Annotated in this window: 29 protein-coding genes; 17 read left to right on the top strand and 12 right to left on the bottom strand. The window is 63.7% G+C overall.

Annotation, left to right across the window (positions count from 1 at the left end):
• Positions 1-9: 9 nt before the first annotated feature.
• Positions 10-1,221 carry a glutamine-hydrolyzing carbamoyl-phosphate synthase small subunit gene (carA, locus tag LB545_RS07325; RefSeq protein WP_140555988.1) on the bottom strand — a complete coding sequence of 404 codons (1,212 nt, stop codon included), beginning with the start codon at positions 1,219-1,221 and terminating at the stop codon, positions 10-12.
• A gap of 278 nt (positions 1,222-1,499) precedes the next feature.
• Here carA and LB545_RS07330 point away from each other — a divergent pair, with 278 nt between their 5' ends.
• The gene (locus tag LB545_RS07330) at positions 1,500-1,949 is read left to right on the top strand and encodes a GatB/YqeY domain-containing protein (protein WP_140524847.1); all 450 of its coding nucleotides are present in this window, start codon (positions 1,500-1,502) and stop codon (positions 1,947-1,949) included.
• A gap of 36 nt (positions 1,950-1,985) precedes the next feature.
• Here the strand turns inward: LB545_RS07330 and LB545_RS07335 are convergent, their stop codons facing one another.
• On the bottom strand, positions 1,986-2,912 hold the full coding sequence (locus LB545_RS07335; RefSeq protein ID WP_140560658.1) for a LysR family transcriptional regulator: 927 nt from the start codon (positions 2,910-2,912) through the stop codon (positions 1,986-1,988).
• Positions 2,913-3,012: 100 nt separating this feature from the next.
• Between LB545_RS07335 and pcaD the strand changes: the two genes are divergently transcribed.
• Positions 3,013-3,804 (top strand): 3-oxoadipate enol-lactonase, encoded by a 792-nt coding sequence (gene pcaD, locus LB545_RS07340; protein ID WP_224704734.1) that lies wholly within the window; start codon positions 3,013-3,015, stop codon positions 3,802-3,804.
• A gap of 46 nt (positions 3,805-3,850) precedes the next feature.
• On the opposite strand, the gene LB545_RS07345 is transcribed toward pcaD, so the two are convergent.
• On the bottom strand, positions 3,851-4,840 hold the full coding sequence (locus LB545_RS07345; protein ID WP_140495919.1) for a hypothetical protein: 990 nt from the start codon (positions 4,838-4,840) through the stop codon (positions 3,851-3,853).
• A 289-nt stretch (positions 4,841-5,129) separates the two neighbouring features.
• Here LB545_RS07345 and LB545_RS07350 point away from each other — a divergent pair, with 289 nt between their 5' ends.
• Both LB545_RS07350 and LB545_RS07355 read left to right on the top strand, forming a co-directional pair.
• A complete protein-coding gene (locus tag LB545_RS07350; protein WP_140495918.1) occupies positions 5,130-5,834 on the top strand; it encodes a DNA helicase in 705 nt (234 codons plus the stop codon).
• A gap of 51 nt (positions 5,835-5,885) precedes the next feature.
• Positions 5,886-6,443: a GNAT family N-acetyltransferase gene (locus LB545_RS07355; protein WP_140495917.1), complete on the top strand. Its 558-nt coding sequence runs from the start codon at positions 5,886-5,888 to the stop codon at positions 6,441-6,443.
• A gap of 114 nt (positions 6,444-6,557) precedes the next feature.
• On the opposite strand, the gene LB545_RS07360 is transcribed toward LB545_RS07355, so the two are convergent.
• The 4 genes from LB545_RS07360 to LB545_RS07375 all read right to left on the bottom strand — a co-directional run bounded on the left by LB545_RS07360 (position 6,558) and on the right by LB545_RS07375 (position 10,097).
• Positions 6,558-7,742, bottom strand: a complete 1,185-nt coding sequence (locus LB545_RS07360; protein WP_140671237.1) for an MFS transporter — start codon at positions 7,740-7,742, stop codon at positions 6,558-6,560.
• A 122-nt stretch (positions 7,743-7,864) separates the two neighbouring features.
• Positions 7,865-8,074: a DUF2061 domain-containing protein gene (locus LB545_RS07365; protein WP_140495915.1), complete on the bottom strand. Its 210-nt coding sequence runs from the start codon at positions 8,072-8,074 to the stop codon at positions 7,865-7,867.
• A 218-nt stretch (positions 8,075-8,292) separates the two neighbouring features.
• The gene (locus LB545_RS07370) at positions 8,293-9,954 is read right to left on the bottom strand and encodes a Na/Pi cotransporter family protein (RefSeq protein WP_140566952.1); all 1,662 of its coding nucleotides are present in this window, start codon (positions 9,952-9,954) and stop codon (positions 8,293-8,295) included.
• Positions 9,951-10,097: a hypothetical protein gene (locus LB545_RS07375; RefSeq protein ID WP_224704735.1), complete on the bottom strand. Its 147-nt coding sequence runs from the start codon at positions 10,095-10,097 to the stop codon at positions 9,951-9,953. Before LB545_RS07375 ends, LB545_RS07370 begins: the two co-directional genes overlap by 4 nt.
• 247 nt (positions 10,098-10,344) lie before the next feature.
• Here LB545_RS07375 and LB545_RS07380 point away from each other — a divergent pair, with 247 nt between their 5' ends.
• From LB545_RS07380 to LB545_RS07415, 8 genes are all read left to right on the top strand, one after another.
• The gene (locus LB545_RS07380; protein ID WP_140495913.1) at positions 10,345-10,740 is read left to right on the top strand and encodes an RcnB family protein; all 396 of its coding nucleotides are present in this window, start codon (positions 10,345-10,347) and stop codon (positions 10,738-10,740) included.
• A gap of 141 nt (positions 10,741-10,881) precedes the next feature.
• Positions 10,882-12,816 (top strand): DNA primase, encoded by a 1,935-nt coding sequence (dnaG, locus tag LB545_RS07385; protein ID WP_224704736.1) that lies wholly within the window; start codon positions 10,882-10,884, stop codon positions 12,814-12,816.
• Between the two features lie 521 nt (positions 12,817-13,337).
• On the top strand, positions 13,338-15,362 hold the full coding sequence (rpoD, locus tag LB545_RS07390; RefSeq protein WP_140739331.1) for an RNA polymerase sigma factor RpoD: 2,025 nt from the start codon (positions 13,338-13,340) through the stop codon (positions 15,360-15,362).
• Positions 15,363-15,571: 209 nt separating this feature from the next.
• Positions 15,572-15,865, top strand: a complete 294-nt coding sequence (locus LB545_RS07395) for a GYD domain-containing protein (RefSeq protein WP_140495910.1) — start codon at positions 15,572-15,574, stop codon at positions 15,863-15,865.
• Positions 15,866-15,971: 106 nt separating this feature from the next.
• Positions 15,972-16,241, top strand: coding sequence for a DUF333 domain-containing protein (locus LB545_RS07400; RefSeq protein WP_140666149.1), 270 nt, complete (start codon positions 15,972-15,974; stop codon positions 16,239-16,241).
• 20 nt (positions 16,242-16,261) lie between these two features.
• Positions 16,262-16,630, top strand: a complete 369-nt coding sequence (locus tag LB545_RS07405) for a thiol-disulfide oxidoreductase DCC family protein (protein WP_140524950.1) — start codon at positions 16,262-16,264, stop codon at positions 16,628-16,630.
• 168 nt (positions 16,631-16,798) lie between these two features.
• Positions 16,799-17,473, top strand: coding sequence for a PadR family transcriptional regulator (locus tag LB545_RS07410; protein WP_140516739.1), 675 nt, complete (start codon positions 16,799-16,801; stop codon positions 17,471-17,473).
• A gap of 113 nt (positions 17,474-17,586) precedes the next feature.
• On the top strand, positions 17,587-17,880 hold the full coding sequence (locus tag LB545_RS07415; RefSeq protein WP_140495907.1) for an HlyU family transcriptional regulator: 294 nt from the start codon (positions 17,587-17,589) through the stop codon (positions 17,878-17,880).
• 77 nt (positions 17,881-17,957) lie between these two features.
• Here LB545_RS07415 and LB545_RS07420 read toward each other — a convergent pair whose 3' ends face one another.
• Both LB545_RS07420 and LB545_RS07425 read right to left on the bottom strand, forming a co-directional pair.
• On the bottom strand, positions 17,958-19,160 hold the full coding sequence (locus tag LB545_RS07420; protein ID WP_140560661.1) for an MFS transporter: 1,203 nt from the start codon (positions 19,158-19,160) through the stop codon (positions 17,958-17,960).
• A gap of 146 nt (positions 19,161-19,306) precedes the next feature.
• A complete protein-coding gene (locus LB545_RS07425; protein WP_140524836.1) occupies positions 19,307-19,765 on the bottom strand; it encodes an Lrp/AsnC family transcriptional regulator in 459 nt (152 codons plus the stop codon).
• 171 nt (positions 19,766-19,936) lie between these two features.
• On the opposite strand from LB545_RS07425, the gene LB545_RS07430 reads away from it, so the two are divergent.
• A complete protein-coding gene (locus LB545_RS07430; RefSeq protein WP_140555975.1) occupies positions 19,937-20,674 on the top strand; it encodes an AzlC family ABC transporter permease in 738 nt (245 codons plus the stop codon).
• Positions 20,671-20,970 (top strand): AzlD family protein, encoded by a 300-nt coding sequence (locus LB545_RS07435; protein WP_140495903.1) that lies wholly within the window; start codon positions 20,671-20,673, stop codon positions 20,968-20,970. The genes LB545_RS07430 and LB545_RS07435 overlap by 4 nt, the downstream gene beginning before the upstream one ends.
• 55 nt (positions 20,971-21,025) lie before the next feature.
• Here LB545_RS07435 and LB545_RS07440 read toward each other — a convergent pair whose 3' ends face one another.
• Complete coding sequence (locus LB545_RS07440; protein WP_224704738.1) at positions 21,026-21,661, bottom strand: FMN-dependent NADH-azoreductase; 636 nt, start codon at positions 21,659-21,661, stop codon at positions 21,026-21,028.
• A 108-nt stretch (positions 21,662-21,769) separates the two neighbouring features.
• Here LB545_RS07440 and LB545_RS07445 point away from each other — a divergent pair, with 108 nt between their 5' ends.
• Positions 21,770-22,723 carry a LysR family transcriptional regulator gene (locus LB545_RS07445; RefSeq protein WP_140581999.1) on the top strand — a complete coding sequence of 318 codons (954 nt, stop codon included), beginning with the start codon at positions 21,770-21,772 and terminating at the stop codon, positions 22,721-22,723.
• 42 nt (positions 22,724-22,765) lie between these two features.
• Here the strand turns inward: LB545_RS07445 and LB545_RS07450 are convergent, their stop codons facing one another.
• Positions 22,766-23,359, bottom strand: coding sequence for a TetR/AcrR family transcriptional regulator (locus LB545_RS07450; RefSeq protein ID WP_224704739.1), 594 nt, complete (start codon positions 23,357-23,359; stop codon positions 22,766-22,768).
• Positions 23,360-23,425: 66 nt separating this feature from the next.
• On the opposite strand from LB545_RS07450, the gene LB545_RS07455 reads away from it, so the two are divergent.
• A complete protein-coding gene (locus tag LB545_RS07455; protein WP_224704740.1) occupies positions 23,426-23,851 on the top strand; it encodes a VOC family protein in 426 nt (141 codons plus the stop codon).
• 10 nt (positions 23,852-23,861) lie between these two features.
• On the opposite strand, the gene LB545_RS07460 is transcribed toward LB545_RS07455, so the two are convergent.
• Positions 23,862-24,812: a S1C family serine protease gene (locus LB545_RS07460; protein ID WP_224704741.1), complete on the bottom strand. Its 951-nt coding sequence runs from the start codon at positions 24,810-24,812 to the stop codon at positions 23,862-23,864.
• Between the two features lie 168 nt (positions 24,813-24,980).
• Here LB545_RS07460 and LB545_RS07465 point away from each other — a divergent pair, with 168 nt between their 5' ends.
• A complete protein-coding gene (locus tag LB545_RS07465; protein ID WP_140686124.1) occupies positions 24,981-25,853 on the top strand; it encodes a S1C family serine protease in 873 nt (290 codons plus the stop codon).
• The last annotated feature ends 2 nt before the right edge of the window (positions 25,854-25,855 follow it).

The raw sequence follows: 25,855 nt of genomic DNA on the forward strand, positions 1-25,855 counted from the left end.
CTGTCGGAACTAAGCCCGTTCGGCCAGCAGTTCCTCGCCGCGCTTTTCGCGGATCAGGTTGACGAAGCGGCGGAACAGATAATGCGAATCCTGCGGGCCGGGCGAGGCCTCGGGGTGGTGCTGGACCGAGAATACCGGCCGGCCTGTCAGCGCGATGCCGCAATTCGAGCCGTCGAACAGCGAGACATGGGTTTCCTCGACGCCTGACGGCAGCGAGTCGGCGTCGACGGCAAAGCCGTGGTTCATCGAGACGATCTCGACCTTGCCTGTAGTGTGGTCCTTGACCGGATGGTTGGCGCCGTGATGGCCCTGATGCATCTTGGCGGTCTTGCCGCCCAGCGCCAGCGCCAGCATCTGGTGGCCGAGGCAGATACCGAACACCGGAATCTCGGTCCTGAGCAGGTCCTGGATGACCGGCACGGCGTAGGCGCCGGTGGCTTCAGGGTCGCCGGGGCCGTTGGACAGGAAGATGCCGTCCGGCTGCATGGCGAGGATTTCCTCGGCGCCGGTCTTGGCCGGAACCACGGTCACCTTGGCACCAAGCCCCGCAAGCAGGCGCAGGATGTTGCGCTTGACGCCATAGTCGATGGCGACGACATGCATGGAGGGCTCGTCCTGTTCGCCAAAGCCCTCGTCCCACACCCAAGGCGTCTCGCGCCACACCGAGGACTGGCCTGACGTGACCTCCTTGGCGAGGTCGAGGCCGATCAGGCCGGACCACGCGGCGGCGCGGCGTTTCAGGTCGTCAAGATCGAAGACGCCGTCGGGCGCATGCGCGATAACGGCGTTGGGCATGCCCTTTTCGCGGATCAACGCGGTCAACGCGCGGGTGTCGATGCCCGAGAGGGCGACGATGCCGCGCTTCTTCAGCCATTGATCGAGATGGCCGGCAGCGCGGTAGTTGGAGGGATTGGTGACATCGGCCTTGAACACGGCGCCGACGGCACCGGCGCGAGCAGCCGGATTGAGGTCCTCGATGTCTTCGCCGTTGGTGCCGATATTACCGACATGCGGGAAGGTGAAGGTGACGATCTGGCCGGCATAGGACGGATCGGTCAGGATCTCCTGATAGCCGGTAAGCGCGGTGTTGAAGCAGACCTCGGCGACCGCCGAACCCGTTGCGCCGAGACCGCGACCCTCAATGACGGTGCCGTCGGCCAGCACCAGCAATGCCGTCGGTTTCTCGGTGGCCCAAGCGGGGGTGGACGCGGTGTCGGCCATGGCGGCACTCCTATCAGGCCGCGCGCTTCAAACAGGCCCGGCGGGCTATTTGCGCGGCAAACGGCGCGGAGCGGCGAATTCGCTGCCTCCACGCACTCAAGCTTCAGTTCATGCAAGGCCCAGTACATAGGGGAAGGGGGCAGGTCGGTCAATGATGATGGGAAATGCCGCTACGATTTATTTCATTGAGCAATATCATAGGCTTGCCTCGACATATCAGGGTTTGCGTTGGTCCGCACCGGGCGCTATTGTCCGCGCCGACCGAAGGAGAGAGCACGATGCGCGCAAAAATCGCCGAATCCCTGAAGAGCGCGATGAAGGCGCAGGACAAGCACCGGCTGCCGACATTGCGGCTGATCCAAGCCGCCATCCACGATCGCGATATCGCCAATCGCGGTGCCGGCAAGGAACCGGCCAGCGACGAGGCGATCCTGCAGATCCTGGCCAAGATGGTGAAGCAGCGCGAAGAATCGGCCAAGGCCTTCGAAGACGGCAAGCGTCCGGAACTGGCCGCGCAGGAGCGCAGCGAGATGGAGATCATCCGCGATTTCCTGCCGACGCAGCTCGACGATGCCGCCATCACCGCCGCGGCGCGCGAGGCGATCGCGGCGACCGGTGCCGCCAGCCAGAAGGACATGGGCAAGGTGATCGCGGCACTGAAGCAGAAATATGCCGGCCAGATGGATTTCGGCAAGGCAAGCGGCATCATCAAGGGGCTTTTGCAATAGTCGGCGCGTCGAGCGCGAGCGCCAGCGCTCGCCTGCCTATAAAACAACCTTCTGGGGCTCCAACGCGTGGCGCAATGCTGGCGCCTCCTGCTGGATATGATCCCACAAACGGTTGGCGACCGGCCCGTGGGGACGGTCGCGGCGACGCGCAACCACCAGTTCGTCGGTGCGGCCCGGCATATGAGGGCCGGCGATGGACCGCAGGCGTCCATCACGCAGCTCCTCCTCGATCAGGAAGCGTGGCAGGTGGCCCCAGCCGAGGCCCTGCAGGATGATCTCCTTCTTCATGCCCTGGTCGGCGACCAGGCATTGCGGCGCGCCTTCGACCATGAAGTAGTCTTGTTGCGGTGAATGGCGGGCAGTGTCGCGCATCACGCATTGGGTGAGCGCCTGCATCTGGTCGGGTGTGATCGGCGGCTCGATGCGCTCCGGCAGAAAGCCCGGTGCCACCACGGGAATGAACGGCACCTTGCACAAATCGATCCATTCCACCCGCGCATCGCCCTTGTCGATCCAGTGCAGGACCAGATCGGCCTCGTCGTCGAAAAGGCGTTCCCAAGGGCCGCCGACGGCCTCGAAGTGCAGGTGCAGACGCGTGCCGGGACATTGCGCGAAGAACCGCCCGAGCAGGCCCAGCACCTGCGGTCGTGGGCATAGGTCGCCGATCACCACATGGATTTCGCTTTCTTCGCCCATCGAGAGCTGGGCGGCATGCACGCGCAGGCCTTCCAGTTCGCGCAGCAGCGATTGCGCCCGGCGGTGGAACGACAGCCCGGCCTCGGTCGGGCGCACGCGATAGCCGCTGCGGTCCAGGAGAACGAGGTCGAGCTGCCGTTCCAGCTTGGCGACAGCGGCGAATACAGCCGGGTGTGAACGATGCAACAGGGCCGCCGCCGGCTGAAAGCCGCCGGTGCGGATCACGGCGTCGAAGCACTGCAGGTCGTGCAAGGTGAATTCAGCCATGTCAGCTTTGATTACAGAGATTGTCCTGACTTTGTAATATCAACAAACCAACGATCTGACTACGCTCTGTCATTCAACCCTTCCAGAAGGATCTTTCATCATGAGTGAGCTGAATTTTGTGACTGTTGGCGACGGCACGCGCATCGCCTACCGTTTCGACGGCGATGCGCGAAAGCCGGTTCTGATGCTGTCGAACTCCATCGGCACCACGCTGCATATGTGGGATGGACAGGTCGGCGAGTTGTCCAGGCATTTCCATCTTCTGCGCTATGATTTTCGCGGCCATGGCGGATCGAGCGTGCCGGCCGGCGCCTATTCGCTCGATCGGCTCGGCGGCGACGTGATCGAACTGCTCGACGCGCTCGGCCTTGGCCGCGTGCATTTCCTCGGCCTGTCGCTGGGCGGCTTCGTCGGGCAATGGCTCGGCATCCACGCGCCGGAGCGGATCGACCGGCTGATCCTGAGCAACACCTCGTCGCATCTCGGACCGGCAAGCTATTTCGACGAGCGCATTGCCGCCGTCCGGCAGGCGCCCGACATGGCCGAAACCGCCGAAACGTTCCTCAACAATTGGTTCCCGGCAAAAATGGTGGCGGCCAACGAGCCCGTCATCGAGGAATTTCGCGCCATGCTGCTCGCCATCGACCGGCAAGGCCTGGCGGGCCTCTTTGCGGCGGTGCGCGACGCCGACCTTCGCCGCACCGTGGCGCTGATCTCGCGGCCGACGCTGGTGATCGCCGGCGAGCACGACACGGTGACGGCGGCCAGCCACAGCGAACTGATCGCCGCGGCGGTGCCCGGCGCGAAGCTGGTCGTCCTGCCGGCGGTTCACCTGTCGAATGTCGAATATCCATCCGGTTTCATTCAGGCGGTGTTCGATTTTCTGCGCTGAGGGATGCGATCCCGTAGCCCCCGCATCCCCCGAGCCGGGACGGACCTCAAGGCTCCTTGCAGATCGGCACCGGCTGCGGCGGCGGTGCCGGGTGGTCCTTCCTGTATTGGGCAATGATCGGCTCGAGCGTCTTTCGCGGCCAGAATTTCGGCGTGCCGATTTCCTTCAGGCAGGATGCGTTCCAATAGGGGCCAGCGTCCGACAGCGAACGGCCCGCCGCCACGATTTGCGCAACGGCGGCGATGTCGCGCGATTCAGGGTAGATGTAGAGCGTAGTCGGATTGTCCTTCACCATCGGGATGATCTGCCGCGCATCCGCCGCCGACCAACTGGTGCAGCCATTGCTGCGGCCGCCGGCATAATCCACCAGTTTGCCGAACGGCACGTAGCCGTCATGGTCGGCATGCGAGCTGGCCGGGTCTTTGCGAAGACACATTCCCTTCAGCACTTCCGCCGGATGCCCGCCGATCACGCGCTGCCTGGCGTTCGCGGCCTCGCCCTCGCCATCGAACTGCACGAAGGTACGCATGAAAGCCACGTCCTGCTTCGCTGCGGTGCGATAATAGCCCTTGAACGAGGTTTTCGCCTCGCCGGTCATATAGGCGCCGCCGGCGGTCAGTGACGAATCCAGCGCATTGCCGAAGTTCTTCGCGCAGCGCTTGCCATTGGCGAAATCTGCGACGCCCTTCAGATTCCGGCCGCTGCCGTGGCCCGCCGAAACGGCGCGAAACGCCTGGCTGGCCTCGCAGATGATGTAATAACGGTGACCCAGTTTGTTGTTGCCCAGATCGCTAGGGCGCGTCGCATCCATGGCGAAGTAGCAGGGATTGTTAACGGCTCCTGCGCCGACTTTCTTCAGGTAAAGCGCTCGGGCCCGCTCCAGGACCACAGTTGAGATCTGGCCATCACCTTCGCCGACATGGGCCTGCAGCCAGGCCGGAATGGCCGAGGGCGCGGCAAAGGACCGTGCCGTCAAAGCGACGACAACGAGGAAGAGGCTGGCGACGACACCCAGCGGGATAGATCTCAACCGCACCAGACCCGTTCTCCTGTCGAAGCGTTTGTGTTTTGGCGGTGAATCACCCCGGCACGATCATAAATCGGCTTACGCCGGCCGGCGAAACACATCTTGTTCAGCATTCCCGGTACGTATGCGCGTTTTCGACCCGCCAGCATTAGGGTATTGTCTGATTCCGGCGCGCCCACGCCTCCTCCCTCCGTCGGGAAAGCATCATTCATGCGGGGCAATCCGATCATCGAACCGACTGTTCGAGCACCAGGCATAAGGAGGGGTTGCGAAGACTGCTCGCACCAGGAGGTTTGCGATGATTGCGCCCATTTACAATCTGAAGCGTCAAGCCAGGCTGTTGTCCCGCGAGGAGAAGATTCCGCTCCATCAGGCGCTTGACCGTATTGCAGCCCGCGAAGGTTTTGCGAGTTGGAGTCTGCTTGCGGCTAAGGCAGCCGAGACGACGGCCGCCGGCAGGCTGTTCTCGCGGCTGATGCCCGGCGACCTGGTTCTGGTCGGTGCGCGACCAGGCCACGGCAAGACGCTGATGAGCCTCGAACTCGCGGTCGAAGCCATGAAGCGTGGCCATCGCGGCGTGTTCTTCTCGTTGGAATACACGCATCGCGATGTGCTGGACCGGTTTCGCGCCATCGGGGCGGACCCCGCCCAGTTCGACCGATTGTTCGCGTTCGACACTTCCGATGGCATCAGCGCCGACTACATCGTCGAGGTGTTGGGATCGGCGGCGCGCGGGACGCTCGCTGTCATCGACTATCTGCAACTGCTCGACCAGAAACGGGACAATCCGGAGCTGATGGATCAGGTCCGCACGCTGAAAGCTTTTGCGCGTGACACGGGCGTGATCCTGGTCTTCATCTCGCAGATCGACCGCTCCTACGATCCGTCGACGAAGCCGCTTCCCGATCTGAATGACGTTCGGCTGCCGAACCCGTTGGATCTGTCGCTGTTCAGCAAGGCATGTTTCCTCAACAGGGGCGCGATCCGGTTCCAGCCCGCTTGAGCGTTCCAGTGGCCATCGCTATGCCTGCTTGCTTGCAAGGAAGCATGGATCATGATCGAAATCATCAAGCCCGGGCTCAAGCATCTGGCGTCCTACAAGGCTGCGCTCGAGCGCGGCTGGTCGCCCGACAATGTACGGCTCATGGAGGCAGCTCGCGAGCAGCTTGCCGCAATCGAGGAGGATCCGGCGGCGTTCCTGGCCAGCCTCGATGATCCCGAGGCCAAGGGGCCGCCGATCACCTTGCCTGACGGCAGACAGGTCCCGCGCCTGCCGGGCTTCAGGCGCTGGATGTGGGACGGCGAGACGTCAGGCTCGATCGGCCTGCGCTGGCAGAAGGGCACGTCGGCGCTGCCGCCGCACGTGCTTGGCCATATCGGCTACGCCGTGGTGCCGTGGAAACAGCGACGCGGCTACGCGACGGAAGCGCTGCGGCTTATGCTGGATGAGGCGAGGGCGGTCGGCCTGGCTCATGTCGACATCACCGCAAAACCTGGCAATCCGGCCTCGCACAAAGTGATCCTGGCCAACGGCGGCAGACTGGTCGAACGTTTCCTCGAAGATGCCGCCTATGGCGGAGCGGAGAGCCTGCGGTTCCGCATCGATCTGTAATGCGTTGGAGCTGCGCAGCCGCTGGGCGAGACATGACTGTTCATCGCGTCGTGCTTGCGCCGGTGGACGCCCGGATCAGGCATGATCGGTGGTGGATGTCCTGACGCGGATAATCTACTCAGCCGCTGCCGTCAGCGGTGGCGTGGCGTTGCTGCGCCACTCCCAGATGTGCGAGGCGAGCGCCACCGCGACGGCGACGAGCATCGCCACAGCGCCAAGCAGCGGCAGGCTGCGATAACCGTAACCGCCATTGAGCATGGCAGCACCGAGCGATGCCGCGAGCGCTATACCGACATTGAAGCCGGATGGGATCAGCGAGGAGGCCAGGTTCGAGGCATCCGCAGTCCAGGACAGGATGCGGGTCTGGATCGGCGTACCGATGGCGAAGTTGAGGCCGCCCCAGATGACGATCGCCACGATCATCGGCACGGGATAGGGGCTGACGGCATAGATCACCGCAAGCGTCACCGCCTGCAGGGCCAGCATGGTGATCAGCGAGGGCATCAGCTTCCAGTCGGCTAGCCTGCCGCCGAGGAAGACGCCAAGCGTGGCGCCGACGCCATTGAGCAAGAGCACCCAGGGCACCAGGTTCTCGTCGAGGCCGGTGATCTCAAGCAATGTCGGGGTGATGTAGGTGAACAGGCCGAACTGGCCGATCATCAGCATCAGCATCAGGATCAGCGAGGTCCAGACCTGCTGGCGGGCAAGCACGCGGACCTCGCGGGCGAGGCCGGCGGGTTTGGCCTGATAGCCTGCGGTGCGCGGCAAAAGGGCTGCCATGGCAAGCGTGGCCGCCACGCCCAATGCGCACATAACCCAGAAGGTCGCGCGCCAGCCCCAGATGTTGCCGATGGCAGTGCCCGCTGGCACGCCGATCACGTTGGAGACAGTGAGGCCCGACAGGATGACGGCCACCGCCATGCCGCGCTGGTCCCCGCGCACCAGCCCGACCGCAACCACCATGGCGACGCCGAAATAAGCGCCATGCGCGACTGCGACGGCAATGCGCAGAAGCAGCATCGAGGTGAAGTCGGGCGCCAGCGCGCAGGCCGCCTGACCGATGGTGAAGGCGACCGCGAGGCCGAGCAGCAAGGTTTTGCGCGGCAAGGACTTGGTGGCAAGTGCCAGAAGCGGACCGCCGATGGCGATGCCGCAGGCATAGCCGGAGACGAGATAGCCCGATGTCGGAACCGAAACGCCAAGCCCTTGCGCCACCTGCGGCAGCACGCCGGCGATGACGAATTCGGTGGTGCCGAAAGCGAAGGCAGCGATGAACAGGGCGATGAGCGGAAGCGACATGGCGGGAATTAAATCCTCGAATGCAGGCCTCAAACCACGGATGCGCGCTGCCGGCAATCCAGAAATTTTTGTCGCCGCTTTAGCTTTTCTTGATCTCCGGGTTCAAAATCTTGACCCCGGGTTCAGAACGGGGTCTTGCGTCCATAAGGAACCTTCAGCCATGCCCGCTCATGAAAATAATAGAGCAGCGACTTGGTGAAGACTTCTGTCACGCCGATGGCGGCCGCCAGCTTGACGCTTCCGGTCACCACCAGCGAGATGATCATCGTATCGATGGTGCCGGTCACGCGCCACGAAAGCGCCTTGGCGAAACTGCGCGAATGGGTGTCCATCGATCTCCTCCGAAAGCTTTGGCTGATATGCCTAGCCCGAGCGATGGAAACGCGGCAATGGCAATTTTGCCGCCGAAGGACCGACGCCATGCAATTCTGCCGCAATACAATTTTTTCGACAGAGTGCGGCGCTCTTCCTTCTGCCCTTGTTTGTTGGGAGGTGGCGTCGCAAAGCGAGGTGGGATGAGGTGTCTCAAAGAAGGGAGAGATGTCGTTGATCAGCTCGCCTTCAACCTGGATCCGCCGAGGAGGCCGCGTTCTTCCAGCACGGGATAGGCCATAGATGCCAGCAGCGAGTTGATCTGTTTGAGATCGCGGATGGTGTCGAGGTGGATCGAACTGGTCTCGACGCTTTTGGCAGTGCCTTCGCGCAGCCGCAGGAAATGGCTGGCGCTGGTCTCTTTTTCGGCGTCGCGCAGCCGTTCCTTCTCCAGCACCAATTGGCGAGCCGTCTCGGCATCGCGCGACACCAGCACGTTGAAGGCAAGCCGCGCATTGGCGAGCACCGAAGCGTGGAAGGCGCACAGCTCGCTCCAACCCTCGTCGGTGAATTCCAGTCCACGGTCGAACTTCTTCTTCACATGTACCAGCATGTTGCGCACGATGATGTCGCCGACCTGCTCCAGCTTGACGCAGGCGCCGATCAGTTCCTGGCAGCGCAACGCCTCGTCCTCGGTCAGCGGGTTCTTGGTGACCTTGGCGAGGTAGAGCTTGATCGCCGCGTGCTTGCGGTCGACGCGGTCGTCAAGGGCGGCCAGCGCCTTGATCTTGTCGGCATCGGCGCTCTCGTAGAGCTCGATGATGCGCTTGAGCATGATCTCGACCGTCTCGCAGACCCGCACCACCTCGCGGGTGGCATTGGCCAGCGCCTGGCTCGGCACGTCGAGCGCGCTTTCGTTGAGCGCCGAGAGTTCGACGACGTCGAGCGTGGCGGCTGGCGTCTTGGTGCCGAGCACCACGATCTTCTCCGAGGCGCGGTAGACGAGACCCGCCAGCGGCAGGCCGGCGAGCAGGATCAGCACATTGAACAGGATGTGGGCATTGACGATCTGGTCCGCTGCCGTCGCGCCAAGGAACGCGAAATGCGGCCTGAAGATCATGACCAGGATCAGCATGACCAGCGAGCCAAGCCCGCGCATCAAGAGGTTGCCGATCGGCACGACGCGCACTTCGGGGCCGGAGGAGCGGGTCAGCATGGGCGCGATGATCGACGAACCGAGATTGACGCCCAGGATGAGGACGACGCCGAGTTCGGGCGTGATCAGGCCGCGGCCCGCCAGCGTCGCCATCAACAGGACCGCGGCGATGCTCGATTGGAACAGCCAGGTGATCAGCGCCGCCAGCAGATAGGCGGTGATGGAATCGCCGGAGAAGTAATTGATGATGACCGGCATCAACTGGCTGTTGCGCAGCGGCTCGGATGCCTGACCGATCATTTCCAGCGACAGGATCAAAAGGCCGATGCCGACCAGGATGCGACCGGTCTGGCGCCAGTCGCGCCGCTCGGTGGCCATGAACATGACCGTGCCGGTGATCAGGCAAAGCGGCACCAGCAGCGTGAGATCGAAGGTGAGCAGCTTGACCACGAGAGCCGAACCGATCTCGGCGCCGCGGACGGCCAGTTGCCCGGCCGCGCCCGAGACAATGCCGGAGCCGGCGAAGGAGCCGACCAGCAGCGTGACGGCGGTGGAGCTCTGCAGCGCTATAGCGAGGCCGGTGCCGGCCAGCACCGCCATGACAGGATTGCGCATGGTGGCGCGCAGCTTGTGGCGCAGCACGTCGCCATAGGCGCGCTCGACGCCGGTCTTCACCATGCGCGTGGCAAACAGCATCAGCGCCACGGCGCCGGCCAGATGCAGGAGAACCACGGAGCCGCTCATTGCGGCGCACCGATACGGACAAGGCCGGCGATACGGGCAGCGCGGCGGTCGGGAGAAAGAGGAGGGGTGCGAATCATGATCATGACGTTGGCCGATAATAGCTCGAATATTTTAGCCGGATAATAAAAATTTGTCGATTTCAAGGGCTCTCCGCGCGCGACGGGGCGTGTCGGAGAATGGACGGATGCCGAAATGGTTGCATGAGCCTCGCCGCCTTGACGCGGCGGATCGGCCGGTGCTGCCGCCCGCCCTTCGCCCGGAATTTGCGAGGATGTTCAACCAATCGGCCTAAAGCTTCGGATTCATTACGGAATTGTAATGTTCATGTTCAGTTTCGGTTCATTCTTCGACGGCTATTTCTGCGGCATCGACAACCAAGGAGATTCCTTCATGAAGCGCATTGTTCTTTCCGGTCTTGCTTTCTCGATGCTGGCCGCCACGTCCCTGACGGGCCAGGCCGCACCGCTCAATGCGCCGGTCGCGCCGCAGTCGAACTATACCAATGTCGATTGGCAGAAGCCCACCAACCGGGATGTCAGGAAGCGCGTCATCCAGAAGCGCGTTATCCAGAAGCGTATCATTCAAAAGAAGGTCGTCGTGAAGCGGAACAACTGGCGCAATGGCCAGAAATATTCCGGCTGGCGGCAGCATCAGCCGGTCCGCGATTATGGTCGCTACGGCCTGCATCGTCCTGGCCGTGGCCAGGAATGGATCCGCGTCGGCAACGACTATGTGCTGGTCGGCGCCCTCTCCGGCATCATCTTTGGCGCCATCGCCGCGCAGTAAAGTCCCGATAGTGCCAGACTGGAGGAAGGGCGGCCCGCAACGGCCGCCTTTCCTTTTGCCCTGTGGAAACCGGGCATCGTCAGCATTAGGGGTCGCCGGACTTCGCGGGCATGATTATATGGGGGATAAACGAGTTCCCCGATGCGCTTTCCGCCCGCCTTCCTCGACGAGATACGCGACCGCGTGCCGATTTCGCAGGTCATCGGCCAGCGCGTCGCCTGGGATCGCAAGAAGACCAATGCGTCGCGCGGCGACTATTGGGCCTGCTGCCCGTTTCATGGCGAGAAGAGCCCGTCCTTCCATTGCGAGGACAAGAAGGGCCGCTATCATTGTTTCGGCTGCTCGGTCTCGGGCGATCACTTCAAGTTCCTGACCGAACTTGACGGACTGAGCTTTCCCGAGGCGGTCGAGAAGATCGCAGACATGGCCGGCGTGCCGATGCCGGTTCGCGACATGCAGGAGGAGCGGCGCGAGAAGGAACGCGCCAGCCTTACCGACGTCATGGAAATGGCGACTGCTTTTTTCCAGGAGCGGCTACAGGGCGCGGAGGGCGCCAAGGCCCGTGCGTATCTGCGCGACCGCGGACTGACGCCCGCGACGCAGCATGCGTTCCGGCTGGGCTATGCGCCCGACAGCCGCAATGCGCTGAAGGAGCATCTGGCCGCAAAGGGCGTGCCGAAGGCCGATATCGAGGCCTGTGGGCTGGTGCGCCATGGGGATGACATTCCGGTCTCCTATGACTGGTTCCGCGACCGCATCATGTTCCCGATTCCGGATTCGCGCGGCAAGATCATCGCTTTCGGCGGGCGAGCGCTGGCGCCGGATGCGCTCGCCAAATATATGAACTCGCCCGATACCGAGCTCTTCCACAAGGGCAACGTACTCTACAATTTCGCCCGCGCGCGAAAAGCGCTGGCCAAGGGCGGCACGGTCATCGCCGTCGAAGGCTATATGGATGTCATCGCATTGGCGCAGGCCGGCTTCGAGAATGTCGTGGCGCCACTCGGCACGGCGCTTACCGAAAACCAACTCGAACTGTTGTGGCGTATGGCCGCCGAGCCGGTTCTGTGCTTCGACGGCGACAAGGCCGGGCTGAAGGCCGCATGGCGGGCCGCCGACATGGTGCTGCCCGTAGTCCAAGCCGGGCGCACGGCGCGTTTCGCGCTGCTGCCGGAAGGCAAGGATCCCGACGACCTGGTCAAGGCGGAGGGGCCGGATGCCTTCCGCGCCGTGCTGGCGGAAGCGCGTCCTCTTGCCGATCTGTTATGGATGCGCGAGACGGCGGGCGGCGTCTTCGACACGCCGGAGCGGCGGGCCGAACTGGAGAAGCGGCTGCGCGAACTGACCAGCCGCATCCGTGATGAAAGCCTGCGATATCACTACCAGCAGGAGATGCGCGAGCGCGTGCTGAGCTTCTTCGGTTCTCAGCGCGCAACGCGGCAAGGTCGTCCGGACTGGAAACCGGGGCAGGGCAAGGCGCCCGCTCCCGGCGGACAATTCGCTAAAGCCGGCGGTGGTCGCATCGCCATCACGGAAAGTCTCGGCCAGTCGGCACTGGTCAAGCGCGGCAACGAAGGAATGTCGGTGCGCGAAGCGACGATCATCGTGGCACTGGTCAACCACCCGGCGCTGATCGACGAGAATTTCGCCCATGTCGAGTTCCTTGATCTCGCCAACCCCGAGCTGAGGCGGCTGCACGGTGCCATCCTCGACGCGATGGCACATGACATGGCCAATGACCGCCACGCCGTGGTGGCGACGATCGAGCGCGCCGGCTGCGCCGAGATCTGGGAGCGTGCCGTCAGCCTGATCAGGCGGGCGCGGCAGTGGCCGGCGCTGGAGACGGCGGCGCTCGAGGATGCCCGCGACGCTCTGAACCAGGCGCTGCACTTGCAGCGTAGCGCGCGCACCTTACATAAGGAGCTGAAACAGGCGGAAGCGGCGATGGATGCGGATCCTTCGGACGAGAATTTCCGCCATCTGATCGAAATTCAAGCGCAATTTCGGGATGTACAAGCGACGGAAGCGCTGATCGAAGGTTTCGGTGTTTCGTCGGGCAGGGCTGGTCGGGCCTGAAGCATGGTTCCGAAAAGCGGGACCCGGTTTTCGGGAACGATCATACTCCAGCAGAAGAAAGGCGGAGCTCATTTCGGCCCGAGGGTTGGGACGGGCTCATGCCAGCAAGTGCAGGAATGACGGCGTTGTCATGGATCTTCTAGAGCCGGACCGCGCTAAGTCGGGTAATTGATTCGCTTTTTTCATGCGAATCATGCGAGAGGCGCTTGACCTTCCGGCAGAATGGCGGAATCAGGACGATTCGAAACGTTAACCCGCACCCGCGTCGACGGGAAAAGCAGCGATGTGAGGTCTTGGTCACTGGACAGGCAGCCAGCCTGCCACAGATATCAGGGTTAATCTGGACTTAATGCATGTCGCCCAAAAATGGAAACCGGTTTTGGGCGACGACAGGGCACCAACAAAGAGATGATGCAGTTATTGGCCCGGTGAAGCGCGTTGCAAAAGCGAGCCCAGCCGATTTGACCGGTCCGACAGCTTGCGCGGCCTCGATGTCGGGCCGCTAGGAGAAGATAAAGACTATGGCGACAAAGGAAAAGGAAGAGGTCGAGACCGAACGCGAAGGCGCCACCGATGGCCCTCTGCTCGACCTTTCCGATGATGCTGTCAAGAAGATGATCAAGGCCGCCAAGAAGCGCGGCTATGTCACCATGGACGAGCTGAATTCGGTGCTGCCCTCCGAGGAAGTGACCTCCGAGCAGATCGAGGACACGATGGCGATGCTGTCCGACATGGGCATCAACGTCGTCGAGGACGACGAGCAGGGCGAAGAGGCCGAGGCCGGCGACACCGCGGCGGATGCCGAGGAAGACGCCAACGAGCTGGCCGAGCAGACCGGCACCGCCGTCGCCGCCACAACCACGAAGAAAGAGCCGACCGACCGTACCGACGATCCGGTGCGCATGTACCTGCGCGAAATGGGTTCGGTCGAGTTGTTGTCGCGCGAGGGCGAAATCGCCATCGCCAAGCGCATCGAGGCCGGCCGCGAGACGATGATCGCGGGCCTGTGCGAAAGCCCGCTGACCTTCCAGGCCATCATCATCTGGCGCGACGAGCTCAACGAATCCAAGATCCTGCTGCGTGAGATCATCGACCTCGAAGCCACCTATGCCGGCCCCGAGGCCAAGCAGGCGCCGGTGGTGGAGCGCGTCGAGGAAGCGCCCAAGGTCGAGGAAAAGCCACGCCGCGGACGCGACGATGAAGACGACATCACCAATGTCGGCGCCGACACGCGCGGCATCGGAGATGACGACGACGAGGACGAGGACGAGGCCAGCCTGTCGCTGGCGGCAATGGAAGCCGAGCTGCGCCCGCAGGTCATGGAAACGCTCGACGTCATCGCCGACACCTACAAGAAGCTGCGCAAGCTGCAGGATCAGCAGGTCGAGAACCGGCTGGCCGCGGCCGGCACGCTGTCGCCCAGTCAGGACCGCCGCTTGAAGGAGCTGAAGGATCAGCTCATCAAGGCGGTGAAGTCGCTGTCGCTCAACACGGCGCGCATCGAGGCGCTCGTCGAGCAGCTCTACGACATCAACAAGCGCCTGGTGCAGAACGAGGGCAAGCTTCTGCGTCTCGCCGAAAGCTATGGCGTGCGCCGCGAGGAGTTCCTGAAGGAATATCAGGGCTCCGAGCTCGACCCGAACTGGACGCGCTCAATTGCCAATCTGACCTCGCGCGGCTGGAAGGAGTTCACCAAGAACGAGAAGGACGCGATCAGGGACCTGCGCGCCGAGATCCAGAATCTGGCCACGGAAACGGCCATCTCGATCCTGGAATTCCGCAAGATCGTCAACCAGGTGCAGAAGGGCGAGCGCGAAGCGGCTATCGCCAAGAAGGAAATGGTCGAGGCCAATCTGCGCCTCGTCATCTCCATCGCCAAGAAATACACCAATCGCGGCCTGCAGTTCCTCGACCTGATCCAGGAAGGCAATATCGGCCTTATGAAGGCCGTCGACAAATTCGAGTATCGCCGCGGCTACAAGTTCTCGACCTACGCGACATGGTGGATCAGGCAGGCGATCACGCGTTCGATCGCCGACCAGGCGCGCACCATCCGCATTCCGGTGCACATGATCGAGACGATCAACAAGATCGTGCGCACCTCGCGCCAGATGCTGCACGAGATCGGCCGCGAGCCGACGCCGGAGGAACTGGCCGAGAAGCTCGCAATGCCGCTCGAAAAAGTGCGCAAGGTGCTGAAGATCGCCAAGGAGCCGATCTCGCTCGAAACGCCGGTCGGCGACGAGGAGGATTCGCATCTGGGCGACTTCATCGAGGACAAGATGGCGATCCTGCCGATCGACGCGGCGATCCAGGCCAATCTGCGCGAGACCACCACGCGCGTGCTCGCCTCGCTGACGCCGCGCGAGGAGCGTGTGCTGCGCATGCGCTTCGGCATCGGCATGAACACCGACCATACGCTCGAGGAAGTCGGCCAGCAGTTCTCGGTCACCCGCGAGCGTATCCGCCAGATCGAAGCCAAGGCGTTGCGCAAGCTCAAGCACCCGAGCCGCTCGCGCAAGCTTAGAAGCTTCCTGGATAGCTGAGGCCTACCGATTGTGAAGAGATCAAGGGCGCCCATCGTGGCGCCCTTTTTCTTTGGCGCTCGCCATTGCGGCACGCGCCCTTAGGGAGGATAATTTCGTGTCGGATGCATTTTTCTGGGCGACAGCCCGGGAAGCCCGCCCCGGTCGAGGCCGTGTCGACATCGCCATGGCCTGAGCACCGTGCTCCGTGGCCCCGGAGGAGGCGTGCCATGACGACTTACATCATGCTGATGAACTGGACCGAGCAGGGCGCGAAGAACGTGCGCGAATCCCCCAAGCGCCTCGATGCCGCCAAGACGCAGCTGGGCGAGATGGGGGGATCGTTCAAGTCGTTCTACCTGACCATGGGCGAATTCGACATGGTGGCGGTGGTCGAAGCGCCCGACGATGCGGTGCTGGCGCGTTTCGCGCTGATGCTGGCCGCGGGCGGCAACGTCAAGTCACGGACCCTGAAGGCTTTCCCGGAGCTTGCTTACCGCGAGATCATCTCGTCGCTTGGATGATGCAAATCGGGACGTTCCGGAGCCGATGAGCAGGTGCCGGCTCGACGGCGCCTTGCGGCAAGACGGTGCGCTCCATCGTGATAGAGTGCAGCCAGCGGAGATCGCGATGAAGAAAGTTTCGATATTGGCTATCAGCCTTGCCGCGTGGTCGTCGATGCCGATCGATGCCCACACTGCCCCGCAAAAACCGGTCGGCATGTCCAATCCCGCATCGGTCCATTGCGGAGAGATCGGCGGGCGCCTGATGATCAAGAAGGACAAGGCTGGCAATGAATATGGATTTTGCCGCTTGCCCAATCGGCGGCTGTGCGAAGAGTGGGCGCTGTTTCGCGACAACAAATGCGTCGGGTCGAAGACGGCGATGGGCCTGAAGTGATCGATAGCAGAACCAGGCCATTGCTGACCGTCTGGTACAACACGCGCTGCCCGGTCTGCGATGCCGGCATTGCCAGGCAGAAGCGGCGGTTGATCGAGGCGGTCAAGGCCGGGCGGATCGAATTTCGCGACATCAATCATGAACCGGCAGCCTTGGCCGGATTTGGCGCTTCGCTGGAAGACATCCGCCGCCGGCTGCACGCGACCGATGCTCAGGGCAGGCTGCTGGTCGGCGCCGATGTCGCCATCGCCGTGTGGGCGCTGACGCCGGGCGAGGGCTGGCTGGCAAAGCTGCTCGGCAACGCCCTTACGCTACCGCTCGCTCGCTTCGGCTACGACCGCTTCGCCGACCTGCTCTATGCCTGGAACCGGCGCAACGGCCGCTGGTAGCGCCGGCTACTCCAATCATGATGAACGCATGTTCGAGCGCGACCGACGGATCGGCGTCCGACAGATGCTGTTCGCTTCCGGCCCGATACATCGTAAGATATATCTTGACTCCACGCTGGCGTGTGCCTAGCTAAGATATGTCGTAAGATATAACTCAAGGAGCAATCAATGCACGGACACAATCATTTTGGCGATCGCGCCGAGCGCGTCTTCATGCACATGGCCGGCAAATTTGGCGGCAGAGGCGGGGGCGGCGGCTTTGGCCCGTTCGGCCATGGCAGGGGCGGCGGACGCGGCGGCCCGGGCGACATGTTCCGCGCCGGGCGCATGCTGGCCGACGGCGACCTCAAGCTGATCACGCTGTCGCTGCTGGCCGAGGCGCCACGCCATGGCTATGACATCATCAAGGCCTTGGAGGAGCGCACCAGCGGCATCTACAGCCCGAGCCCGGGCGTGGTCTACCCGACGCTGACCTTCCTGGAAGAGGCAGGCTATGCCGTGTCCTCGAGCGAAGGCAACAAGAAGGTGTTTTCGATCACCGAGGCCGGGCAGGCGCATCTTGCCGACAACCGTGAGATGATCGACGGCGTGCTAGACCATCTCGAGCGCTTCGGCCGCAAGATGGCCAAGGCGCGCGACTGGTTCGGCTGGAACGACGATAGCGAGGATCGGCGCGACGGCCGAGGCGGCCGTTCGGAAAAGCGCGACGAATTCCGTGCGCTGCGCCACCGGCTGCGCGCCGCGCTGAGCGACATCGTCGATGCGCCGGCGGACAAGCAGGCCGAGGCGATGAGCATCCTCGAAGACGCCGCCGCGGCGCTCGAAGCGCTGTCGCGCAAATAACCCGGCTTCGGTCCAACCGGCACGGCCCTTGCCCGTTCAGGCAAGGAGCGATAGTGAAATTCATCCCGCGCCAGATTATGTGGTGCGGGATGAATGCTGTTGGAGGAAGTCCGATGTCTTTTCTGAAGCGTCTTTTCGGCGGTGGCGGTGATGAAGCGGCCGAGCCAAAGAGCGCCGCACCGGCCAAGCAGGTCGAGCACAAGGGTTTCACGATCAGCGCCACGCCCTACAAGGCCGATGGCCAGTACCAGACCTGCGGCGTCGTCTCCAAGGATGTCGACGGCGTCCTGAAGGAACACAGATTCATCCGCGCCGACCGCTTCGCCGGGTTGGACGATGCCGTCGACATCTCGATCAAGAAGGGCATCCAGCTCGTCGACGAGCAGGGCGAGCGGATGTTCGGGTAGGCGCCGACGAACAGCTCAAGAATTCGACAGACCCGAGGGCCGGCCCAGATCCTGGGCCGGCCCTTTCGTTTGCTCCGCTATGCCGGCTGCAACGCTCTGCGCGGCAGTGGCGGGAAGGCGATGGCGATGCCTGCCGCACCCAGCCCGATGAGGGCCGAACCGATGAACAGCCAATGGTAGTTGGCGTAGGCGTCGAACACCATGCCGCCGGCCAGCGGGCCGAGCGCCATGCCGAGGCTGGACAGCATGGTCGCGGCGCCGAACACGGTGCCCAGGATGCGCTGGCCGAAATATTCGCGCGCCAGCACCGCGTAGAGGGGCATGACGCCGCCATAGGTGGCGCCGAAGATGACGGCCAGCATGTAGAACTGGTCGAGCTGGCTGACCGAGAGATAGGCGGCGATCACCACGGCCTGGATCAACAAGCCGGCGATCAGCACCGGCTTGACGCCAAGCCTGTCGGCGAGCACGCCATAGAGCAGACGCCCGCCAAGCCCGGCAAGGCCCTCGACGCTGTAGATCGAGACGGCGGCCATGGGCGCCACGCCGCACAGCATGGCATAGCTGACCATGTGGAAAATCGGCCCCGAATGCGCCGCGCAGCAGGCGAAGAAGGTCAGCCCCAGCACGATGAATTGCGGCGAGCGCAGCGCTTGGCCGACGCTCAGGCCGGCGCCCTCGGCAACCGGCGAGGAGCCGGTGTCGGTCACGACAGGCTTCGGTGGCTGGCGCACCAGAAGCACCGCCGGCAGGAGCAGCACCCAAGCCATGATGCCGATGTCGAACATGGCGGTGCGCCATTCATAGGCCGAGATCAGCCAGCGGGCGAAGGGCGAGATCGTCATCGGCGCGACGCCCATGCCGGCCGAGACCAGCGACACGGCAAGGCCGCGATTGGTGTCGAACCAGCCTGTTGTAAGCGCGATCATCGGTGCGAAGAAGGCGCTGGCCGCGAGCCCGACGAGCACGCCAAAGGTGATCTGGAAGGTGATAAGCGAGCCCGCGCGGCTGGCCAGCACCAAGGCCAGGCCGAGAAGCAACGCGCCGATCGTGACGACGATGCGGGCGCCGAAGCGGTCCGACAGCGCGCCCCAGGCGAAGCCGCCAAGGCCCATGACCAGGAAATTGAGCGTCATCGCGCTCGATATGCCGGCGCGTGACCAACCGGTATCGAGCGCCATCGGCTCGAGGAAGATCGCCAGCGAAAACATGGTGCCGATGGCGACACAGGACATCAGCGCGCCGGCCGCGACAATGACCCAACGATAGGAAAGGTTCATGGTTTTCTCCCATGCCGTAAGGCATTTGTTGTGCGGCACGGCCTGACTTGGCCTGCCGCTTGCGTCCGAAGGACGCCGGCGCCGGCACCAATCCTACAATCCGGTTGCATTTTTTATCCAGTCCGGGATGGGCCATTCCCCGGCGCCTAGATCGGCAGTTCCGATGTGTATTTGATGGTCTGGCTGGGAACGTCGGTCTTGACGTTCTGCACGCCCCTGATGCGGCTGAGATGTTCCGACTGGAAGCGGCGGTAGTCGTCGATGCCGGCCGCCACCACGCGCACCATGGCGTCGCAGTCGCCGAGCATCAGATAACATTCCATCACCTGCGGCAGCTTGGCCACTTCGGTGGCGAAATGCTCGATCGTGTCTTCGTCCTGCGCTTTCAGCCAGATGCGGGTGAAGAAGGTCAGGCCCTTGCCGATGCGGGCCGGATTGAGCACTGCGACGTAGCGGTCGATGACGCCGGCCTCCTCCAGGAGCTTGACGCGACGCAGGCACGGCGACGGCGACAGGCCGACTTCAGCGGCCAGTTCATTGTTGGCCATGCGCCCGTCGCGCTGCAGTGCCCGCAGGATGCGCCTGTCGATCTCGTCAAGTTTCATGGCTCTAAATTCCGTTTATCTGTTGATTCATGGCATAAGATGCCAAAATCTGGTAAAAGACAACAATCTTCGCAACCAAATTGCGAGGCCTGGCGGCTATGGTTGCCCTGACATCAGCGGCATCCAATGGAACCGGCAGAGGCGGCCGCGCGGCGCGGCCGGAGGAAGATCATGAGCATTGCAGAGACCAGATCGGCGGCGGGCGGCGGACTGAACTCCGAGTTCCGGCGCGGCGTGGCCTCCTGCGCGCCCGTGCTGTTCGGCACCATCCCTTATGCGCTGGTGCTTGGTGCACAGGCCACACAAAGGGGGCTCAGCACCGCAGAACTGTCGCTGCTGACGGGACTGAACTTCGCCGGCGGCTCGGAATTCGCGGCGATCCAGCTGTGGACGTCGCCGCCGCATGTCCTGCTCATCGTCGCCATTACCTTCCTGGTCAACAGCCGCCATCTCCTGATGGGGGCGGCACTGGCGCCGTTCCTGCGCGACCTGCCGCGGCGCAAGGCGTTTTCCGCGCTGTTCTTCATGTGCGACGAAAGCTGGGCGCTCGGCCTGGCCGACGCCAAACGGCGCGCCGCCGACGGCGTCGCGCCAGCCTTCAGCCCGCGCTACTATATGGGCGCGGCAGTGGCGATGTACCTGACCTGGGTGGCCTTCACCACAATTGGCGCCTTGCTCGGGCCGGTGCTGGGCGAAGCCGAGACCTACGGCTTCGACATGGCGTTCGCGGCCGTCTTCCTGGTACTGCTGCGCGGCATGTGGAAGGATGTTGCCGCTGCGCGGCCGTGGCTGGTCAGTCTGATCATCGCGGCGCTGACCTACCTTTTCGTTCCCGGCGCCTGGTATGTAGCGGCGGGCGCCCTGGCGGGGCTGGTCTCGGCCTGGCTGTTGTGGAGGGATGAGGCATGATCGACGCGCAGACGCTTCTCACCATCGTGCTGATGGCCGGTGTCACGTACCTCAGCCGCGTCGGCGGCTATGTCGTGCTGCGCAATCGGGTGCTCAGCGCGCGGGCAACGGCCGTGATGGAGGCGGCGCCCGGCTGCGTGCTGATCTCGGTGATCGCGCCTGCCTTCGTCTCGAAAAACCCGGCCGATCTTCTGGCTCTGGCCGTCACGCTGATTGCCGCCACGCGATTTTCGATGCTGCCGACCGTGCTGATCGGGGTCGCTTCGGCGGGACTGCTGCGGCACATCATTGGATAGGCCAAAAAAGGCAGGCGCGGGCGCCTGCCTTCGATCTGGTTGGCAATCAGAGCTTTTACGCGGCTGCCGCGACATCCCGGCTGGCAGCCACCACGGCGTCGACCTTGGCGGTTGCCTTGGCGAGCGCTTCGCTTACTGCATCAGGACCCTTGGCGACGCCTTCGATGCGGATGACGTCGACGTCGGTCATGCCGATGAAGCCGAGCACCGAGCGCAGATAGGGAACGGCGTGATCGAACTGCACGGCCGCGCCTTCCGAGTAGATGCCGCCGGATGCCAGCACGATATAGACCTTCTTGCCGGTGACGAGGCCTTTGGGTCCATTTTCGCCGTAAGCAAAGGTTTTGCCGGAACGGGCGACATGGTCGACCCAGGACTTCAGCGTCGAGGAGATGTTGAAGTTGATGAAGCCTGTCGCCAGGATCACCGTGTCGGCGGCAAACAGTTCGTTGAGCACGGCATCCGAGACTCCGACCACTTCGGCCTGACGCGGCGTGCGGGCTTCGGCAGGCGTATATATGCCGGTCGCATAGTCGGTATCGATATGCGGCAGCGGATTGGCGACAAGGTCGCGCACGACAAGCGTGTTCGACGGGTCGGCTGCGAGCAGCTTCTGAGCGAATTCGGTGGCGATACGGGTCGAGTGCGAGGCAGCGCCGCGCGGGCTCGACGTGACGAGAAGAATGGACATGTTGGGTCTCTCCAGTGGAATTGGATTGTCCCGCTACATATGGGCTATCAACCAATCAGATAAACTGGTATATTTTCTATATTATCCATCCATTAATTAGATATGATGATGCAGCCTAATCCGACACTCGACCAGCTTCAGATCCTCGTGGCCGTTGCCGACACCGGCAGTTTTTCCGCCGCCGGCCGCAAGCTCAACCGGGCGCAATCCGTCATCAGCTACGGCATCGCCAATCTCGAGGCGCAACTCGGGCTGAAGCTGTTCGAGCGCGAGGGCACGCGAGAGCCGCAGCTGACCGAGATCGGTCGGGCGATGCTGGAAGACGCGCGGCGGATGATCGGCGTGCTGCACCGCATACGCTCGCGCGTCGATGGTCACCATCGGGGGCTGGAGGCGGAAGTCGCGCTGTCGGTGGATGCGGCGCTGCCTTCGCCAGTGCTGGTGCGGGTGCTCAAGGCGTTCGAGGCGCAATTTCCGACCGTGATGCTGCGCCTGCACATCGGCACACTCGGCCTGATCCCCGACCATGTTGTCGGTGGCCAGGCCGATCTCGGCATTGGCGGCCTGCTGGGCGATGTCGACGTCCACTTGGTGGGCATAGGCTTCATGTCGATAGTGCTGGCGGCCGCGCCCAGTCACCCGCTGGCGCTGCTGCCCAAACCGGTAGCGATCGAGGACGCGCGCGAACACACGCAACTCGTCGTCACCGACCAGTCGGAGCGTACCAAGGGGCGCGATTTTGGCGTTTTCGCCTACCGAACCTGGCGACTGACGGACCTGCGCACCAAACATATGTTGATGCGTGAGGGGCTGGGCTGGGGCGGGCTGCCGCGTTGGCTGATCGCTGACGATCTGGCTACCGGCCGTCTCGTGGAACTCGACCTCGAGCCTTTCAGGGAGGTGCGTTCGCCGCTTTATGCCATGCACCGCGCCGACCGCAGCCCGAAGCCGGCGGCGGCCTGGCTGATCGACCAGTTCAAGCGCCAACTTGGCTGCTTCAACGAGTTCGAGCCGGGCGAGGTGCCCGACGAAGAGCCGGAAATTTCCAGCGCACAGATTTGATTCCAACCTTTGCCCTGGATCTCATCGGCGGGAAGCCTCGGATCACGCGCGGGACAACCCATCGATCAGTGCCGTGAGAACGGTGCGGTAGTCTTCGGCCGAACCGCCCGCCTCAATGGCAAGTGCCGCGCGGTCGAAGGCGGCGGCGAGCAGGGCGGTCGTCGCTTCGGCCGGAAGCTTCTTTATGGTCCGCGCCCGCATCGCCGCGACCAGCCCTTCGCGCAGCGAGCGATTGCCATGGCGGTTGTCGATGGCGTCCATTTCGGCGCGGCCGAGCACGGCCGGGCCGTCGAGCAGCAGGAGCCGCGTGCGGCCGGGCGCGCGCATGGCGGTAAGATAGGCGTCGGAGCCGGCAATGAGCGCGTCGCGGGCATTGAGCGAAGGCGGCGCTGCGCCCTCGATCTCCCGCGCCACGGCCTCTGCCTCCTGCTCGACGACGGCGCCGAACAGCGCCTGCTTGTCGGAGAAGTGGTGGTAGAGCGCGCCGCGCGTCACGCCGGCCGCGGCGACGATCTCTGGTGTGCCGGTCTCGGCGTAGGATTTTTCGATGAACAGTTTTCGCGCCGCGGCGATCAGATCGGCGCGTGTCGCCTCGGTGCGGTCACGGTTGGAACGGCGCGCTGATCTCTGTTGCATACATGCAGCCTGTATGTTAATTCAATTTACATGCAGACTGTATGTTGCTTGACGGGAGAAGGAAAGATGAAGACGACCAGCTATTATCCGGTGCTGATGACCGGGGACGTTGCCGGCACAGCGGCGTTCTATGTCGAACATTTCGCCTTCCGGCCGCTGTTTACGAGCGACTGGTACGTGCATCTGCAATCGGTGGAGAGCAAGCGCGTCAATCTCGGTATCGTGCAAGGCGACCATGAGACGATCCCGGAAGAGGGACGGGGTCGGAGCTCGGGCCTGCTGATCAACTTCGAAGTCCGTGATCCCGATGCGCTCTATGAGCGGATCACAGCCGCCGGCCTGCCCATCCTTCGGTCCCTGCGCGACGAGCCTTTTGGTCAGCGCCATTTCATCACCAGGGATCCCAACGGCGTCCTGATCGATGTCATCAAGCCGATCCCGCCAAGCGAGGAATTCCTGGCACAGTATGCGCAGGGTGCAGTGAGCGCCTGAGTGGAAACCCTCAACCAGCCCTTGCCACCGGCGTCACTGTCACCTGGCTGACACCGGTGCGGCGCACCACCGTGCACCGCGTCTCGCGGCCGATCCGCTCGGCGTCGAGCAAACGCACCAGGTCGTCGACGCCGGTGACCGGTCGGCCGTCTATCGCGGCGACGATATCGCCCTCCCTGAGGCCGGCCTTGGCCGCAGGGCCCTCCTTCTCGACGCCGCGCAGCCGAACCGCGGTCTTGCTCGATACTTGTGACAGAAGGGCTGCGCGACGGGGCAGGTTGACGGTGTCGGCCGACACCCCGATGAAGGCGCGACGGACGCGGCCGAAACGGATGATCTCCGAAATGACGAAATTGGCGGTGTTGGAGGCGACGGCAAAGGCAATGCCTTGCGCACCACGGATCATGGCGGTGTTGACGCCGATCACCTCGCCCGCCGAGGATACCAACGGTCCGCCGGAATTGCCGGGGTTGAGCGCGGCGTCGGTCTGGATGACGTCGTCGATCAGCCGCCCGGTGGAAGCGCGCATCGAGCGGCCGAGCGCCGAGACGACGCCCGAGGTGACGGTCCATTCGAAGCCGAGCGGGTTGCCGATGGCTATGGCGATCTGGCCGCGCCGCAGGCGCTTGGAATCGCCCAGCGGCGCGACATCGGCAAAGCTGCCGTCGGCGCGCACCAGCGCGATGTCGGTGTCGGCGTCGCGGCCGAGCACGCGGCCTTCGCTGGAGGCGCCGTCGGGCATCGATACGCGCACCGTTCTGGCATCGCCGACGACGTGGAAGTTGGTGACGACGAGCCCATCATGCGCAATGACGAAGCCCGACCCATGCCCGCCCTGGCCACCGATGCGCTCGATGCGGCAGACAGCCGGGCCGATGCGGTCGACAGCATCGGCCACCGTCGTCGAGTAGGCGTCGAGCAGCGCGTCGTCGGATTGGAATTTGGCGGCAGCAACGGCCATTGGCAGGCTCCATGTTTTCAGGCGCAACGATGACTATATGTGCGGAGCGGCTTCATCCGCCGCGACCTGACCAGATGGCCAGTCGCCCGGCCGACTAGCCGTCAGGCGAGTATCTCCAAGCGCGCTGCCGCGCGATATCTGGGGCATGGATGAACCCAGGAGACTGCTATGAGCGAATTCAATCTAAGTGCCTTTTCGGAAGCCATTGCCGATCTGGCAGCCAAGGCGGCACCGGCGACCGCGAGCTTCACCACCCACAATCATCGCACAGCGAGCGCTTTCCATTGGCGCGACGGCTACTTCGTTGCCGCCGAGGAAGCCGTCGAGGCCGGCGAGGAGATCGAGCTGACGCTGGCTTCGGGCGAGACGGTGAAGGCCGATCTTGTCGGCCGCGATCCCTCGACCGGCGTCGCCCTGCTCAAGCCGGCCGGTGCTACCAATGCCGAGCCGTTGGCCAAAGCGGATGCGGTGCGGCCCGGCAATATTGCCGTCGCCATCGGCAACAGCCGGGGTTCGGCGTTGGCAGTTTCAGGCTCGGTCGGCGAAGTCGGCCCGGCCTGGCGCTCAATGCGCGGCGGCACCATCGACCGGCGCATCAACCTGGCGGTGGGCGCCGGCGGCCGTTTCGAGGGCGGCCCGGTGCTCGATGCCAAGGGCGCGCTGATCGGCATGCTGTTGTTCGGGCCGCGCGGCCGCGCGCTGGTCATGCCTTACGAGACGATCGAGCGAGCGGTCGCAACGCTGCGCGAAAAAGGCCATGTCGCCCGCGGCTATCTCGGCGCCGGTCTGCATCCGATCCGTGACGGCGAGGCCCGCGGCGCCATCGTCATGAGCCTTGATGACAACGGTCCGGCCAAGGCCGCCGGCCTTTCCCTCGGCGACATCATCGTCGCCTGGAACGGCGAGGCGGTGAGCGGCCCGCGCGAGCTGATCCGCAGGCTCGGCCCCGACAGTGCCGGAGCTTCGGTTACGCTCGGTGTCGTGCGCGGCGGAGAACAGCGCGACGTGGCGCTGACGGTCGGCGAAAAGCCGCTCAGCTGAGA

Source organism: Mesorhizobium sp. BR1-1-6, from assembly GCF_020165355.1.
Lineage (GTDB): Bacteria > Pseudomonadota > Alphaproteobacteria > Rhizobiales > Rhizobiaceae > Mesorhizobium.

Bases quoted from the DNA above. Each gene is read 5' to 3' on its own strand.
- LB545_RS07420 (WP_140560661.1), bottom strand. From the start codon at position 19,160: ATGAACCTTTCCTATCGTTGGGTCATTGTCGCGGCCGGCGCGCTGATG.
- LB545_RS07350 (WP_140495918.1), top strand. From the start codon at position 5,130: ATGATTGCGCCCATTTACAATCTGAAGCGTCAAGCCAGGCTGTTGTCC.
- LB545_RS07445 (WP_140581999.1), top strand. From the start codon at position 21,770: ATGCAGCCTAATCCGACACTCGACCAGCTTCAGATCCTCGTGGCCGTT.
- carA (WP_140555988.1), bottom strand. From the start codon at position 1,221: ATGGCCGACACCGCGTCCACCCCCGCTTGGGCCACCGAGAAACCGACG.
- LB545_RS07415 (WP_140495907.1), top strand. From the start codon at position 17,587: ATGTCTTTTCTGAAGCGTCTTTTCGGCGGTGGCGGTGATGAAGCGGCC.
- LB545_RS07450 (WP_224704739.1), bottom strand. From the start codon at position 23,359: ATGCAACAGAGATCAGCGCGCCGTTCCAACCGTGACCGCACCGAGGCG.
- rpoD (WP_140739331.1), top strand. From the start codon at position 13,338: ATGGCGACAAAGGAAAAGGAAGAGGTCGAGACCGAACGCGAAGGCGCC.
- pcaD (WP_224704734.1), top strand. From the start codon at position 3,013: ATGAGTGAGCTGAATTTTGTGACTGTTGGCGACGGCACGCGCATCGCC.
- LB545_RS07430 (WP_140555975.1), top strand. From the start codon at position 19,937: ATGAGCATTGCAGAGACCAGATCGGCGGCGGGCGGCGGACTGAACTCC.
- LB545_RS07335 (WP_140560658.1), bottom strand. From the start codon at position 2,912: ATGGCTGAATTCACCTTGCACGACCTGCAGTGCTTCGACGCCGTGATC.
- LB545_RS07395 (WP_140495910.1), top strand. From the start codon at position 15,572: ATGACGACTTACATCATGCTGATGAACTGGACCGAGCAGGGCGCGAAG.
- LB545_RS07360 (WP_140671237.1), bottom strand. From the start codon at position 7,742: ATGTCGCTTCCGCTCATCGCCCTGTTCATCGCTGCCTTCGCTTTCGGC.
- LB545_RS07330 (WP_140524847.1), top strand. From the start codon at position 1,500: ATGCGCGCAAAAATCGCCGAATCCCTGAAGAGCGCGATGAAGGCGCAG.
- LB545_RS07425 (WP_140524836.1), bottom strand. From the start codon at position 19,765: ATGAAACTTGACGAGATCGACAGGCGCATCCTGCGGGCACTGCAGCGC.
- LB545_RS07460 (WP_224704741.1), bottom strand. From the start codon at position 24,812: ATGGCCGTTGCTGCCGCCAAATTCCAATCCGACGACGCGCTGCTCGAC.
- LB545_RS07455 (WP_224704740.1), top strand. From the start codon at position 23,426: ATGAAGACGACCAGCTATTATCCGGTGCTGATGACCGGGGACGTTGCC.
- LB545_RS07440 (WP_224704738.1), bottom strand. From the start codon at position 21,661: ATGTCCATTCTTCTCGTCACGTCGAGCCCGCGCGGCGCTGCCTCGCAC.
- LB545_RS07465 (WP_140686124.1), top strand. From the start codon at position 24,981: ATGAGCGAATTCAATCTAAGTGCCTTTTCGGAAGCCATTGCCGATCTG.
- LB545_RS07400 (WP_140666149.1), top strand. From the start codon at position 15,972: ATGAAGAAAGTTTCGATATTGGCTATCAGCCTTGCCGCGTGGTCGTCG.
- LB545_RS07365 (WP_140495915.1), bottom strand. From the start codon at position 8,074: ATGGACACCCATTCGCGCAGTTTCGCCAAGGCGCTTTCGTGGCGCGTG.
- LB545_RS07410 (WP_140516739.1), top strand. From the start codon at position 16,799: ATGCACGGACACAATCATTTTGGCGATCGCGCCGAGCGCGTCTTCATG.
- LB545_RS07370 (WP_140566952.1), bottom strand. From the start codon at position 9,954: ATGAGCGGCTCCGTGGTTCTCCTGCATCTGGCCGGCGCCGTGGCGCTG.
- LB545_RS07355 (WP_140495917.1), top strand. From the start codon at position 5,886: ATGATCGAAATCATCAAGCCCGGGCTCAAGCATCTGGCGTCCTACAAG.
- dnaG (WP_224704736.1), top strand. From the start codon at position 10,882: ATGCGCTTTCCGCCCGCCTTCCTCGACGAGATACGCGACCGCGTGCCG.
- LB545_RS07435 (WP_140495903.1), top strand. From the start codon at position 20,671: ATGATCGACGCGCAGACGCTTCTCACCATCGTGCTGATGGCCGGTGTC.
- LB545_RS07380 (WP_140495913.1), top strand. From the start codon at position 10,345: ATGAAGCGCATTGTTCTTTCCGGTCTTGCTTTCTCGATGCTGGCCGCC.